This is a genomic window from Burkholderia sp. SRS-W-2-2016 (assembly GCF_001931485.1).
Classification (GTDB): Bacteria; Pseudomonadota; Gammaproteobacteria; order Burkholderiales; family Burkholderiaceae; genus Paraburkholderia.
Genome location: NZ_MSDV01000018.1, coordinates 77574 through 93189, shown reverse-complemented (window position 1 = coordinate 93189; position 15616 = coordinate 77574). Strand labels below are relative to the sequence as shown.

At 67.4% G+C, this 15616-nt stretch carries 9 protein-coding genes; 1 reads left to right on the top strand and 8 read right to left on the bottom strand.

Annotated elements, in window-relative coordinates; genetic code table 11:
- Nucleotides 1–126 precede the first annotated feature (126 nt).
- A complete protein-coding gene (locus BTH42_RS06050) occupies nt 127–288 on the top strand; it encodes a DUF1328 domain-containing protein (protein ID WP_075296833.1) in 162 nt (53 codons plus the stop codon).
- Nucleotides 289–559: 271 nt separating this feature from the next.
- Here BTH42_RS06050 and rfbC read toward each other — a convergent pair whose 3' ends face one another.
- The 8 genes from rfbC to BTH42_RS06015 form a co-directional block, all read right to left on the bottom strand.
- A complete protein-coding gene (gene rfbC, locus BTH42_RS06045) occupies nt 560–1111 on the bottom strand; it encodes a dTDP-4-dehydrorhamnose 3,5-epimerase (RefSeq protein WP_075296831.1) in 552 nt (183 codons plus the stop codon).
- 148 nt (nt 1112–1259) lie between these two features.
- Complete coding sequence (locus BTH42_RS06040) at nt 1260–2258, bottom strand: GlxA family transcriptional regulator (RefSeq protein ID WP_075297023.1); 999 nt, start codon at nt 2256–2258, stop codon at nt 1260–1262.
- Between the two features lie 70 nt (nt 2259–2328).
- Nucleotides 2329–2685 (bottom strand): hypothetical protein, encoded by a 357-nt coding sequence (locus BTH42_RS34685; protein ID WP_143751981.1) that lies wholly within the window; start codon nt 2683–2685, stop codon nt 2329–2331.
- Nucleotides 2686–3033: 348 nt separating this feature from the next.
- The gene (uvrA, locus tag BTH42_RS06035; protein WP_075296820.1) at nt 3034–8997 is read right to left on the bottom strand and encodes an excinuclease ABC subunit UvrA; all 5964 of its coding nucleotides are present in this window, start codon (nt 8995–8997) and stop codon (nt 3034–3036) included.
- A 350-nt stretch (nt 8998–9347) separates the two neighbouring features.
- Complete coding sequence (locus BTH42_RS06030; protein ID WP_075296818.1) at nt 9348–10910, bottom strand: amino acid racemase; 1563 nt, start codon at nt 10908–10910, stop codon at nt 9348–9350.
- A 174-nt stretch (nt 10911–11084) separates the two neighbouring features.
- A complete protein-coding gene (locus BTH42_RS06025) occupies nt 11085–12398 on the bottom strand; it encodes an MFS transporter (protein WP_075296816.1) in 1314 nt (437 codons plus the stop codon).
- 100 nt (nt 12399–12498) lie between these two features.
- On the bottom strand, nt 12499–13782 hold the full coding sequence (locus BTH42_RS06020; protein WP_256701825.1) for a CaiB/BaiF CoA-transferase family protein: 1284 nt from the start codon (nt 13780–13782) through the stop codon (nt 12499–12501).
- On the bottom strand, nt 13779–15545 hold the full coding sequence (locus BTH42_RS06015) for an acyl-CoA dehydrogenase family protein (RefSeq protein ID WP_075296814.1): 1767 nt from the start codon (nt 15543–15545) through the stop codon (nt 13779–13781). The genes BTH42_RS06020 and BTH42_RS06015 overlap by 4 nt, the downstream gene beginning before the upstream one ends.
- Between the last annotated feature and the right edge of the window lie 71 nt (nt 15546–15616).

Below are 15616 nucleotides of genomic sequence, written 5' to 3'. Positions count from 1 at the left end.
GGTGCGGGATGCCGGGCACACCTATTGCGTGAGTTCGCTGCACCGGCACCTCACCGTGACAGACGCCGACGTCCGCCACGGGTCGCCGTTCCAACGTCATTTCAACAATCCATCGGTGGAGGCACCATGCTTCGATACGCTGTGATTTTCTTCATCATCGCCATCATCGCCGCGGTGTTCGGCTTTGGCGGCATCGCCGCGGGCGCGACCGAAATCGCCAAGATCCTGTTCTTCATCTTCCTGGTGATCTTCCTCGTCACCTTGCTGATGGGGGTGATTCGACGCTGACGGTTGCAGACAGCGTTTTCGTGAAGCGACGCCCGGCCCGTTGCAATAGTTGCCGCACCGTCTTGCAATAGTTGCCGCGCCGGGTAGCTTTCTTGTACGTACATGCCGCCGGTCACGTATGCGCCCTCACGGTTTCCGTCGAGGACGCATAGGTGATCGGCGGCATCGTTTTGATGGGCTCGCGGCCGGCGGCGATACTTCGTGATCCCAGGCATCGCGTTCGGGCGGCGCGTAATCCTGCCCAACTCCCGCGCAACTCCCGCGCAATCCGTCACGCGATGTTCTCCGCCTCGTACAGCCGCCGCCCCGCCGCGTCCTTGCTGCCGAGAATCGGCTCGTAGTCGATCGGCCACTCGATGCCGATGTCGGGATCGGACCACAGCAGGCAGCGCTCGAGTTCGGGAAACCAGTACTCGGTGGTTTTCCAGACCACCTCCGCGACCTCCGACAACACCACGAAGCCATGCGCGAAACCGGGCGGCATCCAGATCTGCCGCTGGTTCGCGTCGCTCAGAAACTCGCCGCACCATTTGCCGAAGTGCGGCGAATTCAGCCGCACGTCGACCGCGACATCGAACACCTCGCCGCGCACCACGCGCAAAAGCCGCCCCTGCGGACGCTGCACCTGGTAGTGCAGTCCGCGCAGCACGCCGCGCACCGCGCGTTGATGTCGATCCTGGACGAAGTTGAAACCCGCCGCGACCTCGTCGGCGAATTCGTCCGCGCTGAAACTCTCGTAGCAGAAGCCGTATTCGTCGGCGAACACTTCCGGCTCGACGAGTTTGACCTCCGGCAATGCCGTCGCAATGACCCTGTTGCCCATCGCCTGTACTCGCAAAAAGGCTGGCCAGCGTGACGGCCGCTCACGCGCCGCGCTTCGCAACGAAGCGCATCCCGGCGCGAACGCGACCGCATCAGATAACGAAGCGTACGGACGCAAGCGCCCGTTCGCATGACGCTATGCGCTCATGCTACGCCTCGCTGGCCGCCCGGCTACGGGCACGATATTCGGTTGGCGACAGGGCCATGCGCTTGCGGAAGATTTTCGCAAGACGATCGCCGTTGCCGGTACCGCTGCGGCGGGCGATCTTGTCGACCGGCAATTCGGTCTCGGTGAGGAAGTTACACGCGATGCGCAGCCGCACCTGCAGCAGGTAGTCCGACGGCGTGACCTGCATCTCGTGCTTGAAGCGGCGCAGGAAATTGCGCTCGCTCATCGCCGCGACCTGCGCGGCGTCGGCGACCGAAACCGGCCGGTCGCAGTTCGCCTCCATCCAGCGCGCGGCCGCGCGGATTTTCTCGGCGACACTGAGCGTGCCGCCCTCGGCCGGCAGCGGCACCCACGTCGCCGCCATGCCGGGCATCACGCGATCGGCGACGCTGCGCGCGAGCTCCGCGCCGAGATCGCGCTTGATGAACATCAGCGCGCTGCGCGCGCAGTCGTTGCGGTCGGTGGCCGCGCCGAACGCGCCGTCCGGGCTGGCGGCGGCGCCGACCGGATAGCGCGTCAGCATGCCGTCGTGCTCGGTCGGACCGGCCGCTTCGAGCACGCTGCGGCCCTCGCCGATCGCTTCGATCGCGCGGGTGCGCGCCTGCACCGAGCGCAGCCAGCCGAGCAGACGTTCGTCGCGCGCGGCCGCGTTAGCGCCATAGCCGCCGGCGATGAACAGCACGTCGAAGCCGGCGCCGAAACGCGGATCGATCCGTTCGGTCCAGATGCGCGCCGACGACGAACTCGCGACATTGCCGCCGTCCATCGACAGAAACTGCACTTCGTAAGGGGGATCCTCGCCGGCGCGGGTGCCCGCGAGTTCATTGGCGCTCTGGAACATCTCGACCACGGTGCCCGGCCCCAGCAGCCAGAAGCCGTCGAACAGCAGAATGCCGATTCGCCGCGCCGCAGCACGGACATTGGGGGCCGGTGAATGAAGCCACGTAATTCTCGCTGTATCAAGGTGCATTTGCGGCATGATCTTTCCCCAAACGTACATACGTTGCGGACCCCGATGGCCCTATAGCCAGGCGGAACTAAAGAATGAATTAATTTCGGCAGAAGCCGCGGCGAACGCCGCTTAAAGGATTAAGCGTGATGTTAGCGGATGCGCCCGCGTTAGTAAATTTGAAAAGCAGAATTATTGAAAGGACAAGGTCTGACGAAAACCGTAATTGAGCGTTTGATATGAGCAGACGGTTGCGCCCCGCCACGCAACCCGCGGAGCCCGGCGCAAGCGGCGCCCGCTGTGGATTGGCGCGTTGATTCAGCACGCGCTTGCCGGATTCATGCCACTTGCCGATAATGCGAAGCGCGCGTGATTCGCCGATACCGCGGTGTTTCGGTTGGGCTTCAAAAAACGTTTCAAACGTGAAAAACCGAAAACCGCAAATAATGCGAGTCATTCCGCCCTTTATTCGCAAAGCAGGAATTTATCGGCTTCATCATCCGGTCATTTCGACCTGATTAACGGCTACTGCAAATTAATATCAAAATGCTGATTTAGCGGGTGACGAAAAACGTTTCATTTATGAAACATGGACGGCCTTTTCGTACGATTTAAAACGCGCGGCGCGCGCGGCGCGTTTTGCGCGCAAGCAGGCTTGAATGCAGTGCAGCAATCCGGCCTGCACGAGACGCTAAAACGACACGCAAAATTTCGGGCCGCTGTTGCAACCCACGCGGTTGCAACAGCGGCCCGATAGAACGCCTACGGAGGCCGCGGCAGTGCTTCAGCCTCCTGGCGACTCAACTCAACCGTGGGTCCCTTCCCCCGCCAGCGACTCCACGTTGGCCGTGCGCGCCAGCACCGGCCGCAACGCGGCGCCGGTATGGCTCGCGGCGACCCGCGACAGGCTGTCGGGATCGGTCGCCGCGACGATCGTGCCGCCGCCCACACCGCCTTCCGGCCCGAGGTCGATTACCCAGTCCGCCTCGGCGATCACATCCAGATCGTGCTCGATCACGATCACGCTATGACCGCCGTCGGCCAACCGATGCAGCACGCGGATCAGCTTCGCGACGTCGGCCATATGCAGGCCGACCGTCGGTTCGTCGAGCACGTACAGCGTGTGCGGCGGTTTCTGGCCGCGTCGCGTGATGTCGTCGCGCACCTTGCTCAGCTCGGTGACCAGCTTGATCCGCTGCGCCTCGCCGCCCGACAGCGTCGGCGACGGCTGGCCGAGCGTCAGATAGCCGAGCCCGACGTCCTTCATCAATTGCAACGGATGACCGATGTTGGTGATCGACGCGAAGAACTCGACCGCTTCGTCGATTTCCATCGTCAGCACGTCGCCGATGTTCTTGCCGCGCCACGTAACCGCGAGCGTCTCCGGATTGAAGCGCTGGCCGTGACAGACATCGCACGGCACCTTCACGTCGGGCAGGAAGCTCATGCCGATCGTGCGCACGCCCTGGCCTTCGCAGGCCGGGCAACGCCCGTCGCCGGTATTGAACGAGAAGCGCGACGCGGTATAGCCGCGCGCGCGCGCTTCCAGCGTGCCCGCGAACAGCTTGCGGATCGCGTCCCACACGCCGATGTAGGTGGCCGGGCACGAACGCGGGGTCTTGCCGATCGGCGTCTGATCGACTTCGAGCACGCGGTCGATGCTCTCCCAGCCGCTGATCGACTCGCAGCCCTGCCAGTTGTGCGTGACGTTCAGCGGCGCACGCGGCGCGCTGCGCGCGAGCACGCTGGAGCGCCGGTTGGCCGCCGGCTTGTCTTCGGCTGCCGCGCGCGCACGGCGAGTGGCCGGCGACGACAGCACCGAGCGGCCGACCGCGTCGAGCAGGTTGGTCATCAGCACGTCGCGCGCGAGCGTCGACTTGCCCGAACCGCTGACGCCGGTGACCGCGACCAGCCGCCCGAGCGGAATGCCGACCGTCACGTCGCGCAGGTTGTGCAGCTTGCCGCCGTGCACGGTCAGCCAGTTCTCCGGCACCGCGGCCGTGCGCTTACCGGCCGCAACGACTTCGCGACGCGGTTGCAGCGGATGCACGATCGGCTGCGCGAGGAAGCGCCCGGTCAGCGAATCGGGCTGCGCGGACAGATCCGCGACGCTGCCCTGCGCGATCAGCGAGCCGCCGCGCTTGCCGGCGCCCGGACCGATATCGATGATGTGATCCGCGCGCCGGATCGTGTCCTCGTCGTGTTCGACGACGACCAGCGTATTGCCCTTGTCGCCGAGCTTGCGCAGCGCGTTCAGCAGGATCTGGTTGTCGCGCGGATGCAGGCCGATGGTCGGCTCGTCGAGCACGTAGCACACGCCCTGCAGGTTGCTGCCGAGTTGCGCGGCGAGCCGGATGCGCTGCGCCTCGCCGCCCGACAGACTCGGCGCCGCGCGGTCGAGGCTCAGATAGCCGAGCCCGACTTCTTCGAGAAATTGCAGACGGCTGCCGATTTCGCTGACCACGTCGCGGGCGATTTCGGCGTCGCGGCCGGTCATCTCCAGCGTATCGATCCATGCGCGCGTGTCGGACACGGTCCATTGCGCGACGTCGGTGATCGCCTGGGTGTCGAACGTGACCGCGCGCGCGACCGGATTCAGACGCGTGCCGCCGCAATCGCCGCACGGCTCGTCGACCAGCCCTTCCGGTTCCTGCTCTTCCGACGGCAGGCTCTGTTCGCGGCCGCGATTGTCGTCGGCGGTAACCGTGTCGTCGTACGCGGCGCGCTGCTCGCGGGTCAGCGCGAGGCCGGTGCCGACGCAGCTCGTACACCAGCCGTGCTTGCTGTTGTACGAGAACATGCGCGGATCGAGTTCCGGGTAGCTGGTGCCGCACTCGGGACACGCGCGCTTGGTGGACAGCACCTTCACCGCGCCGAGCTGCGTCGTGGAGTGGCCGTTGTTGATCGCCGCGTGCAGGCCGTCGAGCGGCGCGAGCAGATGCATCACGCCCTTGCCGGCGTCGAGCGTCTGTTCGAGCGCGGTGCGCAGTTCCGCTTCGTGATCCGCTGAGATCACGAGATCGGCGACCGGCAGCTCGATCGTGTGTTCGCGGAAGCGGTCGAGCTTCGGCCACGGATCGACCGGCACGAATTCGCCGTCGACACGCAAGTGAGTATTGCCGCGCGCCTTCGCCCACTTCGCCAGATCCGTATAAACGCCCTTGCGATTGACGACCAGCGGCGCGAGGAAACCGACATGCTGGCCCTTGTGATCGCGCAACAACTGCGCGGCGATCGACTCGGCGCTTTGCGACGTGACCGGCGTGCCGTCGTGCACGCAATGCTGCAAGCCGAGCTTCACGTACAGCAGACGCAGGAAGTGCCACACCTCCGAGGTCGTCGCGACGGTACTCTTGCGGCCGCCGCGCGAGAGCCGCTGCTCGATTGCGACGGTCGGCGGAATGCCGTACACCGCATCCACTTCGGGACGGCCGGCCGGCTGCACGATCGAGCGCGCGTACGCGTTCAGCGATTCGAGGTAACGGCGCTGGCCTTCATGGAACAGGATGTCGAACGCGAGCGTCGATTTGCCCGAGCCGGACACGCCGGTGATCACGTTGAACTTGCCGTGCGGGATATCGACGTCGAGCGCCTTCAGGTTGTGCTCGCGCGCATTGACGATGCGCACCACGTCCTCGCCTTCGATCGCGCGCCGTGCGCGCGCCGCGCTAAGCGCCTTTTGCAGCGGGATGCCGTGCAGCGTGGTGTCGTCGTCGAACGCGCTGGCGCCCTCACGCGCGGCGCTCATCGACGCCATCGCGCGGTCGTACTGGACCAGCGCCTCGCCGGTATGCGAACCGGCGCAGGCTTTGACCTCGTCCGGGGTGCCCGCGCACAGCACGAGGCCGCCGCCGTCGCCGCCTTCGGGGCCGAGGTCGATCAGCCAGTCGGCCGCGCGGATCACGTCGAGATTGTGTTCGATCACGATCAGCGAATGACCGCTCGCGAGCAACTTGCCGAACGCCTGCATCAGTTTCGCGATGTCGTCGAAATGCAGGCCCGTGGTCGGCTCGTCGAACATGAACAGACGCTTGGGCAGCGCCTGCTTCGCGCCGCGCGGGCTGCGCGCCTGCGCCGATTCGGCGAGAAAACCCGCGAGCTTCAGACGCTGCGCCTCGCCGCCCGAGAGTGTGGGCACCGGCTGGCCGAGCTTCACGTATTCGAGACCGACGTCGACGATCGGCTGCAGCACGCGCAATACTTCGGCGTCCTTCGCGAAGTACGCGGCGGCCTCGCTGACGGTCAGCTCCAGCACGTCGGCAATCGAAAGCGCGCGCGCCGGCGTGCCGCGCTCGATCTTCACTTCGAGCAGTTCCGCGCGATAACGGCGGCCGTCGCAATCCGGGCAGCGCAGATACACGTCGCTGAGGAACTGCATTTCGATGTGTTCGAAACCGGAGCCGCCGCAGGTCGGGCAACGGCCGTCGCCCGAGTTGAAGCTGAACATCCCGGCGCTGTAGCCGCGCTGCTGCGCGAGCGGCGCCTTGGCGAACAGCTTGCGGATTTCGTCGAACGCGCCGACGTAGCTGGCCGGATTCGAGCGCGCGGTCTTGCCGATCGGCGACTGGTCGACGAACACCACGTCGGTCACCTGGTCCGCGCCGCGCAGGCTGCGGTACGCGCCCGGCGACTCGGTCGCGATGCCGAAGTGACGCGCCATTGCCGGATACAGCACGTCCTGCAACAGCGTCGATTTACCGGAACCCGACACGCCGGTCACGCAGACCAGCCGCTGCAACGGAATCTCGACCGTCACGTCGCGCAGATTGTGTTCGGTCGCGCCTTCGAGCACGATGCGCGGCGTGTCCGCATCGACCGCGCGACGCGACCAGTGCGCGGCATCCGCGACATGGCGGCGCCCGCCCAGGTATTCGCCGGTCAGCGTGCCGGAGCCGCGAATCGCGTTCGGCGCGCCGTCGAAAATAATCGAGCCGCCGCGTTCGCCCGGACCCGGGCCCATATCGATCAGCCGGTCCGCCGCGAGCATCACCGACGGATCGTGTTCGACCACCACCAGCGTATTGCCGGCGTCGCGCAGCCGGTGCATCGCCTCGACGATCCGGTTCAGGTCGCGCGGATGCAGGCCGATGCTCGGCTCGTCGAGCACGAACAGCGTCTTGGTCAGCGACGTGCCGAGTGCGGTGGTCAGGTTGATCCGCTGCACCTCGCCGCCCGACAACGTGCGGCTCTGGCGGTCCAGCGTCAGATAGCCGAGGCCGACGTCGCACAGATATTTGAGGCGCGTGCGCACTTCGGCGAGCAGCAGTTTCAGCGCGTCGTCGAGCAATGCGCTCGGCAGCGTGATGTCGTCGAAGAAGCGGCGGATTCGTTCGATCGGCAGCAGCATCAGATCGTGCACGGTCAGACCCGGCAGCGCTTCGAGCTGCTCGCGCCGCCATTGCACGCCGCGCGGCAGGAAGCGCTGCGCGGGCGCGAGGACCTCGTCCGCGTTGGCCTTGCTGCCCAGCCGCCACAGCAGCGATTCGGTCTTCAGGCGCGCGCCGCCGCAGGTTTCGCACGGCGTGTAGCTGCGGTACTTCGACAGCAGCACGCGGATATGCATCTTGTACGCCTTCGATTCCAGATACTCGAAGAAGCGCCGCACGCCATACCAATGCGTTTGCCACTTGCCGTTCCAGTCCGGCGAGCCATTGATCACCCAGTCGCGTTCGCGCTCGCTCAGCTGCCCCCACGGCGTGTCACGGCGGATGTCGGCCTTGGCCGCGTAGCGCATCAGGTCGTCCTGACACTCCTTCCACGCGGGTGTCTGCATCGGCTTGACCGCGCCTTCGCGCAGCGTCTTGCGCGCGTCCGGAATCACGAGGCCGAGGTCGACGCCGATCACGCGGCCAAAGCCGCGGCATACGTCGCACGCGCCGTAGGCCGAGTTGAACGAGAACAGCGCCGGCTGCGGGTCCGCGTAACGCAGATCGCTGTCGGGGCTGTGCAGACCGGTGGAGAAACGCCAGATGCGCGGTTCGGCTTCGGGCGCCTGCGGCTCGTCCGACGTGGCCGGCAGCACGTAGATGTTGACGCGCCCGCCGCCGCGCTTGAGCGACGCCTCGATCGCTTCGACCGCGCGGGCCTTGTCGACCGAACTGAGGCGGAAACGGTCGGCAACGACGTCGAGCAGCTTGCGCTTACCGGTCGGCGATTCGACTTCGCGCTGCGCCTGCACGCGCGTGTAGCCGCTCGCCGACAGCCATTGCTCGACTTCCTGCTCGGACGCCGACTCGGGCAGCTCGACCGGGAACGTGACGACGAGGCGCGGTTCGTCCTTCGCGGTGCGCTCCAGCAGTTCCGCGTAGATCGTTTCCGGCGTGTCGTGCCGCACCGGGTGCGCGGTCTGGCGGTCGAACAGCTCGGCCGCGCGCGCGTACAGCAGCTTCAGGTGGTCGTTCAGCTCGGTCATCGTGCCGACCGTGGAGCGCGAGCTGCGCACCGGGTTGGTCTGGTCGATCGCGATGGCCGGCGGCACGCCGTCGACCCGGTCCACCTGCGGGCGGTCCATCCGGTCGAGAAACTGGCGCGCATACGCGCTGAAGGTTTCGACGTAGCGGCGCTGGCCTTCCGCGTACAGCGTGTCGAACACGAGGCTCGATTTGCCGGAGCCCGACGGCCCGGTGACGACCGTCATTTCGCCGGTGCGCACGTCGAGGTCGACGTTTTTCAGGTTGTGCTGGCGCGCGCCGCGAATGCGGATCGTGCCTTTGGGAGTGCGGCTGGCCTCGCCAGCGGGGGTGTCACGGGTAGCGTCGTTCGAGGACAATTTTTCCGACCGTCTGAAGGAGTGGATCACCTCTCACGGCCGGCTCGCGACCGCGCAAGTTCGGTGAAATCGGCGCCGCGCGCGATGGCGGCGCGGCGCTAGGGGGCAGGCAAGTCGCGTGCCGCGCCCGCTGCCTGGTTGCAACGGGATACTATACTGTATGTTTATACAGTTTTCCATGACGCCCGCTGGAACGGGCGTTGCCAGCGGGATGGCGGGAAACGGCGCGAGCGGGAAACGGGGCCAGAGGCGCAGCGGAAGCCGGCGTGGGGCGCGCTGCCCGGCTGTGATCAGCTAGCGAAAGAACGGCAAAGCGCCGGAGCAAAAACGACGAAAAACCCGCATCCCGGCTAGCCGACCGCGCTTTCCACTTGCGAGCGCTTCGCCACCGGCGCAGCCGTAGAGGCGGTCGCACACTCGGCGCGGCCCTGCCACGCGGCCCGGTCGCCGAGCGCGTACGCGACACAGCGCCTGGCCAGCACCTCGGTCGGGTCGACGAGCCGCACCACCCGCCCGCCCGGGCACGCGATCACCGGCTCGCGCAGCAGCAGCGGCAACTCCGTGCACGCGAGCACGATCACCTGCACGCCCTGCCCGACCAGATCGTCGAGCGCCGCCGCGAGGTCGTCGCAGCATTCGCCCGACGTGTAGCCGGCCTTCGCGCCGCGCGGCCCGTAGATCGCGTTCATCAGCCGCGCCTGCGCGGCCGCCGACGGCGCGACCTGCACGAAACCGCGCGCGTCGAGCGCGTGTTCGTAGACGCGGCTCGCGAGCGTGCCGGTCGTCCCCAGCACGCCGACCTCGCGCAGTTCCGGGAAAGTGTCGCGCAGATAATCGGCGGTGCAGCCGAGCATATTGACGATCGGCACCCGCAGCGCCGGCTGGATCCGCTCGACGAACGCATGCGCGGTATTGCACGGCATCGCGATCAGATCGGCGCCGCTCTCCTCCAGCGTCTTGCACGCGGCGTACAGCGCGAGCGTCGGGTCGTCGCCGCCACCGAGCAGCGCGTCGGTGCGATCCGGAATCTGCGGGTTCTGCTCGACGATCACCTTCAGGTGATCCTGATCGCGCGCGGCCGGCGTGTTGCGCACCAGCTTGCCGAGAAAATCGACGGTCGCGGCCGGCCCGATTCCGCCGACCACGCCGATCCGGAACGCCGGCTGCGGATGCGGATAGCGGGCCGCCGCGACGTAGCGCGCGTAGACCTGGTTCGTGTCGACCAGCGGCACGTCGAGCGGTCCTAGCGCGCGCAGCAGCATGCCGATTTCCGCGAGCCCCGGCACGATCACGTCGACGCCCTGCGCGACCAGATCGGCGCAGGCCGCGCGCAGCAGTTCGAGCGGCCGGCCGTACAGACGGCCGTGGCGAATTCCCTCGTCGCCGTAGACCGCGCTCGTCACGCAGTCGAACCCGGCCGCGTCGCGCGGATAGCGGACCTCGAACCCGCCGGCCTCGGCGCCGCCCCCGACGCCGCCCCCAACGCCCGCCTCGAAATACCGCTCGAACAATCCGTTCGCGCGGATCGCCGCCGACGTCAGCACGCCGATCCGCCGCGCCGACGGATAGGTGCGCCGCACGTGCGCGGACAGCGCCGTCATGATGTTGGCGACCGGCACCGTGAGGTTGGCCGCGAGTTCGTCGATAAAGGTATGGCTCAGAAAGCACGGCAGCACGATCGCATCGACGCCGCGCTTTTCGAAGCCGCGCAGCGTGTCGAACACGTGGATCTTGAAGCGCGGGTCGCTCGGGTCGGGCGCGGCCGGCCCCTGCCACGCGCGCGGCTCGAGAATCAGATCGAATGGACAGGCCGCGCCGGGCCGGCGCGAAGCCGTGCCGATGCGGCTGAGGATGTCGGCGCTGGCCAGTTGCGCGGCGCCCGTCGCCACGCCCAGCGAACGAAACCGGTTCATGATGAAGCCCCCGTCGTTAGTCGGTCCACCCATGCTTAACGGGTGAATTTCCGCGCGCTTGAGGATGACATTTTGCGACGTGCGCATGTCCTGGGGTTAACGACAAAGCGGCGGGACAGCCTGCGCCGCCCCGCCGCCCGTTCACCCGCAAAGCCGGGCGCCCGTTGCCAAACCTCAGGCCGCCTCGGCGACTCCCGCCATCAGCGTGCGCTTGCGCCGCTCCAGCGTGCCGATACACACCAGCGACACCCCGGCGAGGCACGTATAGAACACCGCCAGCGGCCACCACGCGCCCGGATACCGGTGCGCGAGCACCGTGCCGATCAGCGGCGTCAGTCCGCCGGCCAGCGCCGCGCACATCTGGTACGACAGCGAGATCGCCGAGTAGCGCACCCGCACCGGGAACGCGGTCGACATGAAGCCGGCCATCACCGCATACGAGCTCGACATGCACATCACCGCGAGCGCGATGCCGACCACGATCGCCACCGGCCGGCCGGTCGACACCAGCGCGAACATCGGATACGGCGACAGCATCGCGAGCGCGGCCGCGCCTTTCAGGAAGCGTCCGGTGCCGATGCGCTGCGCGAACCAGCCCGAGCCGAGCTGCGTGAACAGCTGGATGAACGCGACCACGAACAGGCTGTCGAGAATCAGCTTGCGGTCGAGGCCCAGCGTCTGCGTCGTGTAGTTGAGCATGAAGGTGTTGACGAACCACGCGCCGGCCACGCCGATCACGTTCGCGCCGAGGCACAGCAGCACGGTGCGCCACGCGTCGCGCACCACTTCGGCGACCGGCAGCGTCGCGACGCGGCGCTGTTCCTTCACCGCCGCGAATTCCGGCGACTCGTTGACGCCCGCGCGGATCGCCAGACCGACCAGCAGCAGCACCGCGCTGGCGAGGAACGGCAGACGCCAGCCCCAGCTGAGAAACGCGTCCTGGTCCATCGACGTGACCGCGCGGAACGCCAGCAGCGACAGGATCAGACCGGCCGGGCTGCCGAGCTGCGCGAACGAGGCGAAGAAGGTGCGCTTGTTCTTCGGCGCGTGCTCGCTTGCCATCAGCACCGCGCCGCCCCACTCGCCGCCGATCGCGATGCCCTGCGCGACCCGCAGCAGCACCAGCAGCACCGGCGCGGCCACGCCCGCGCTCGCATAGGTCGGCAGAAAGCCGATCCCGACCGTGCCGACGCCCATGATGACCAGCGTCGCGACCAGCGCCTGCTTGCGGCCGATCCGGTCGCCCAGGTGACCGAACACGAGGCCGCCGAACGGCCGCGCGAAGAAGCCGACCGCGAAGGTGCCGAACGAGGCGAGCGTCGCGAAGAACGGATCGCTGCCCGGAAAGAACAGCTTGCCGAAGATCAGCGCCGAGGCGGTCGCGTAGATGTAAAAGTCGTACCACTCGATCGTGGTGCCGACGAACGCGGCGGCTGCCGCGCGCGTGGGTTGCCGGCTCGCGGCATGGTGGTCTTGTTCGCGGTGCATGTTGTCTGGCTCCTGGTACTGCTCATGGGTGCTGCGCGAGGTGGCGCGGCTTTCTATGTGCCGTCGCCGCAAAAGCGTGCCGCGTCGCCGCGGCCACGCGTCAGGTTTTGAGCGCCTCCGCTTCGGCTACTGCAAGTTGCGGCTCGGCCGACTTCAGCACGCCCGCGTCGAACAAGCGCTGCTGCGTATCGGCATCGATGCCGAGCGCGTCGAGCACGTCGCGGGTATCGGCGCCGAGCGTCGGCGGCACGCTGCGATAGGTGGCCGGCGTGCGCGACAGCTTGATCGGCGACGCGGTGCCGCGATACTCGCCCATCTCGACCACCAGCTGGCGATGCAGCGTGTGCGGATGGCGCGCGACCACGTCGACGGTCTGCACCGGGCCGCACGGCACGCCGAGCCGGATCAGCTGCTGCGCGAGCGGCTCGCAGTCGTGCTGCGCAAGCAGGCTTTCGAGCGCCGCCTTCAACGGCTCGCGATGCCCGCAGCGGCTGCGGTTATCGATAAAACGCGGGTCCTGGGCGAGTTCGGGCGCGCCCAGATGCGCGCACAGCTTCGCGAACTGCCGGTCGTTGCCGACCGCCAGAAAGATCGGCGCGGTCGCGGTGCGGTAGCTGTCGTACGGCGTGATGTTCGGATGCGCGTTGCCGCTGCGCTGCGGCGTGCGGCCCGAGCCGAAATAGTTCGGCAGATGCGGATGCAGCAGCGACACGCCGCAGTCGTACAGCGAGATATCGATCGACTGGCCGCGCCCGCTCTTCGCGCGCTCGGCGAGCGCGAGCAGGATGCCGGCCAGCGCATTCAGACCGGTGACCATATCGACGACCGGCAAACCGACTCGCGTAGCCGGACCGTCGCGCTCGCCGTTCACGCTCATCAGGCCGGTCATCGCCTGGATCGCCGCGTCGTAGCCGGGCAGACCGCCGAGCGGACCGTCGGGGCCGAAGCCCGACACCGCGCAATGGATCAGCTTCGGAAAGCGTTTGCTCAGGATCCCTTCGTAATCCATCCCCCAGCGCTTCAGCGTGCCGGGCTTGAAGTTCTCGACCAGCACGTCCGCGTCTTCGAGCAGCTTCCACAGGATCGCGCGGCCTTCGTCGCACGACAGATCGACCGCGATGCCCTGCTTGTTGCGGTTCACGCCGGCGAAGTACCACGCGGTGTCGCCGAAGAACGGCGGACCCCAGCCGCGGGTTTCGTCGCCGTCCGGCGGTTCGAGCTTGATCACCTGCGCGCCGTGATCGGCGAGCGCCTGCGTGCAGTACGGGCCGCCGAGCACGCGGCTCAGATCGACCACCTTGATGCCTTGCAGCGCGCCGAGGCAGCGGTCGTTGCGTTGCTGGCTTTGCTGGCCTTGCTGGCTTTGATCGGTCGCGAGCGTCATTGCGCGCCTCCGGCCGGCAGCAGTTGCAGCGCCTGCGCGAGCGTGACCGGACGGTCGTTGACGAGCGCGTCGAGCACTTCGATTTCGTCGTCCGCGCCGCGCAGGTCGAGCGGATCGGTCGGCAGCAGCTTGTGCCGCACCACCAGGTGCGCGAGCGCGAGACGGCGATAGTCGGGGCCGAGGCGCGCGCCTTCGCAGGCCATCAGCACGGCGGTCGTTGCGTGATACAGCGCCGAGCCCGCCTGGCGGACCCATTCGTCGCGGCCGGAATCGGCGACGCCGGCGAGCGCGTCGCATGCGCGGGTCAGCGTCCAGCGCAACAGCGCGAGACTTTCGGCAGGCAGGCCGGCCGCGCCGAGCTGATCCTGCAGATACGAGCGCAACGGTTCGAGCGCGCCGTCGCGTTTCGCGGCCCGCGCGATATCCAGCGCGACGATATTGCTGGTGCCTTCCCAGATCGAGCCCAGATGCGCGTCGCGCACCAGCCGCGCGTCGCTCCATTCCTCGATATAGCCGGTGCCGCCGCGCACTTCCATCGCGTCGCCGGTCACGCGGCGCGCGTCGCGGCACGCGCGGAACTTGATCAGCGGCGTGAGGATACGCACGCATTTCGCGGCGTGGCGATCGCCGGCGTCGGCCTGTTGCAGCAGCAGCGCGATGCGCATGAACATCGAGCGCGCCTGTTCGGCCGGCAGCATCATCTTCATCAGCTGGCGCTGCATCAGCGGCATCGTGACCAGCTTGCGGCCGAACGCTTCGCGATTGCGCGCGATATGCAGCGCCTCGGTCAGCGCGCGGCGCATCAGCCCGGCCGCGCGCACGCCGTTCGACAGCCGCGACATGTTGATCATGTCGGCCATCTGGTGAAAGCCGCGCCCCACTTCGCCGATCAGATACGCGTGCGCGCCTTCCAGCACGATCTCGCCGCTCGCCATCGAGCGGCTGCCGAGCTTTTCCTTCAGACGGATGATCCGGTAGCTATTGCGCGAACCGTCGGGCAGCGTTTTCGGCAGCAGGAACAGGCCGAGACCGTTGATGCCGTCCGGCGCGCCGTCCGGGCGCGCGAGCACCATCGCCAGATCGGCGTCGGCGTTCGAGCAGAACCATTTGTCGCCGTACAGGCGCCATTGCTGCTCGCCGTTCGCGCCGGTTTCGAGCGCGGCGCGGGTCGCGATGCGCGCGACGTCGGAGCCGGCCGCCTGCTCGGTCATGAACATCGCGCCCTGGTACAGCGTGTCGAAATCGCGCGAGGCGAGCAGCGGCAAAAAGCGCGCGACCAGTTCCGGCGCGCCGAACTTGCGCAGCGTGCGGGTCAGCGAATCGGTCATGCTGACCGGGCAGCACAGCCCGAACTCGGCCTGCACGAACAGGAACGTCAGCGCGTATTTGACGAGCGGCGGCGGCGTCGGTTTGCCGTCGCCGCTCGCGTGGCTCATCGATGCGAGACCCAGTTCCGCGTACGCGACGCGTTCGAGCGCGACGTAGTCCGGGTGTTTGTCGATGCTTTGCAGCGCTTCGCCGCGGCGGGTGCGATGGTTCAGCGCCGGCGGGTTCTTGTCGGCGGACAGCGCCCACAGGTCGAGTTCGTCGGATGCGCGCTGGCCGAGCGTGACGAACTGGCTTTCGAGTTCGTCGTACAGCGCGTCGCCGAGATGGAGCCTCAGCAGACGCGCGAGTTCGGGATCGCTGGAAAAGAAGTTGATGCCGCGGCTATCGGGGATGTTGGACGAGCCGTGAACCGGCTGGTCGATTACTTCGCTCATGTCTGTCTCCTGTCGACCGGAGTGGGTGCTTCAGCACTTACTCCAGTCCCATACGGCTTTGCCGCGAAGCC

Excerpts from the sequence above, each read along its gene's own strand:
- BTH42_RS06050 (WP_075296833.1), top strand. The coding sequence starts at position 127 with ATGCTTCGATACGCTGTGATTTTCTTCATCATCGCCATCATCGCCGCG.
- rfbC (WP_075296831.1), bottom strand. The coding sequence starts at position 1,111 with ATGGGCAACAGGGTCATTGCGACGGCATTGCCGGAGGTCAAACTCGTC.
- BTH42_RS06040 (WP_075297023.1), bottom strand. The coding sequence starts at position 2,258 with ATGCCGCAAATGCACCTTGATACAGCGAGAATTACGTGGCTTCATTCA.
- BTH42_RS34685 (WP_143751981.1), bottom strand. The coding sequence starts at position 2,685 with ATGACTCGCATTATTTGCGGTTTTCGGTTTTTCACGTTTGAAACGTTT.
- BTH42_RS06030 (WP_075296818.1), bottom strand. The coding sequence starts at position 10,910 with ATGAACCGGTTTCGTTCGCTGGGCGTGGCGACGGGCGCCGCGCAACTG.
- BTH42_RS06025 (WP_075296816.1), bottom strand. The coding sequence starts at position 12,398 with ATGCACCGCGAACAAGACCACCATGCCGCGAGCCGGCAACCCACGCGC.
- BTH42_RS06020 (WP_256701825.1), bottom strand. The coding sequence starts at position 13,782 with ATGACGCTCGCGACCGATCAAAGCCAGCAAGGCCAGCAAAGCCAGCAA.
- BTH42_RS06015 (WP_075296814.1), bottom strand. The coding sequence starts at position 15,545 with ATGAGCGAAGTAATCGACCAGCCGGTTCACGGCTCGTCCAACATCCCC.